At 75.7% G+C, this 1,179-nt stretch carries 1 protein-coding gene; it reads right to left on the minus strand.

Translation table 11 applies throughout. The annotated features are described in order from the left end of the window. Nucleotides 1–987, minus strand: a 987-nt coding sequence (locus AB0D10_RS46395; RefSeq protein ID WP_360269188.1) for an SCO6880 family protein, incomplete at its 3' end; no start/stop codon positions are given. Nucleotides 988–1,179: the final 192 nt, after the last annotated feature.

A 1,179-nucleotide genomic window follows, 5' to 3' on the forward strand; every position in this document is an offset into this window, starting at 1 on the left:
CTTCTCCACCACGACGACCGGTCCGGCGGCGCCCGGGTCGGCGGACGGACGCCCGTCCTCGGACCAGCGGTCCAGCGCCGCACGGGACTTCGGGTCGTAGGCGGTGCGGGCGACGGCCGCGATCTCGCCCGCGGACAGCCAGCCGGCCGGGGTGAGACCGGCGGTGCGCGCGGACTGCTCGAACGCGGAGGTGAGCTGGGCCAGGACGGCGAAACCGCCGCTCAGGCCGCCTCCGGCCTGGCTGATCAGCCGCCGCGCGCCCTTGAAGTCCAGAGCGATGGCGACGTACGCCTCGTGCGGGGCGGCGGCCGGACCGGCGCCGCGGATCAGCTCCCCGTACAGCTCACCGGCCAGCGGGGCGTCGGGGCGGCCGTGCTCCTCCCAGTACCGGCGCAGCGCGTCACCGGTGTCCGGGACGGTCCGCTCGATCACCTGGATGCGGGCGACCTGGCCGGTGCGGGCGAGCGCCGCCAGGGAACGTCCCCAGCCGTTGACGTTGGCGTTCTGGGTTCCGGGGTCGAGCAGCGCGTAGGCGCGGCTGCTGACCTTGACGATCGTGGTGAGGGTGCCGGCGTGCGGGTCGTGGACGGCACCGAAACGGCCATCGGGCGCGGTGACCACACGCAGGCTGGCCGCGCTGCCCGGCAGGTGGAGCAGGCCCTCGCGCACCGGCCGGGAGGAGGGGCGGACGAGCCAGATCAGCTGGCCGCGCAGGCGCCGCAGGCCGTAGCGGGCGGCGACGGGGGCCCAGTCTGCGAGGGTGCGGCCCCGGTAGCGGATGAATACCAGGGCGGCGGTTCCCGCCCACAGGGGTATGAGCTGCAGGGCACCGGTGACGCCCCGGGTGATGAGCACGGCGAGCAGCAGCAGGCCGGTGGCGGCGCAGGTGATCAGCTGCGGTGCGCTCAGGCCGAGAAGCACGCCTCGGCGGCTGCGGTGGGGGAACTTGACGGACGCAGGGGTGGCGTCGGGCGTCGAGGAGGACATCGGGATTCCAGAGGGATGAGCGTGCGGGCGGCGGGCGGGGGCGCGGCGCTCTTCTGGACGTCATCGCAGATGCTCCTTCCAGGGGCTCGGGGCGGGGCCCCGCGCGCAGGGCGTCGGCCAGGGACCGTTCGGCGCGGGCCACGTACTCGCCGACCCGGGCGGCCAGGCTGGGGGTGCCGTGGACCAGGGCGG

Source organism: Kitasatospora sp. NPDC048545 (assembly GCF_040651155.1).
Lineage (GTDB): Bacteria > Actinomycetota > Actinomycetes > Streptomycetales > Streptomycetaceae > Kitasatospora.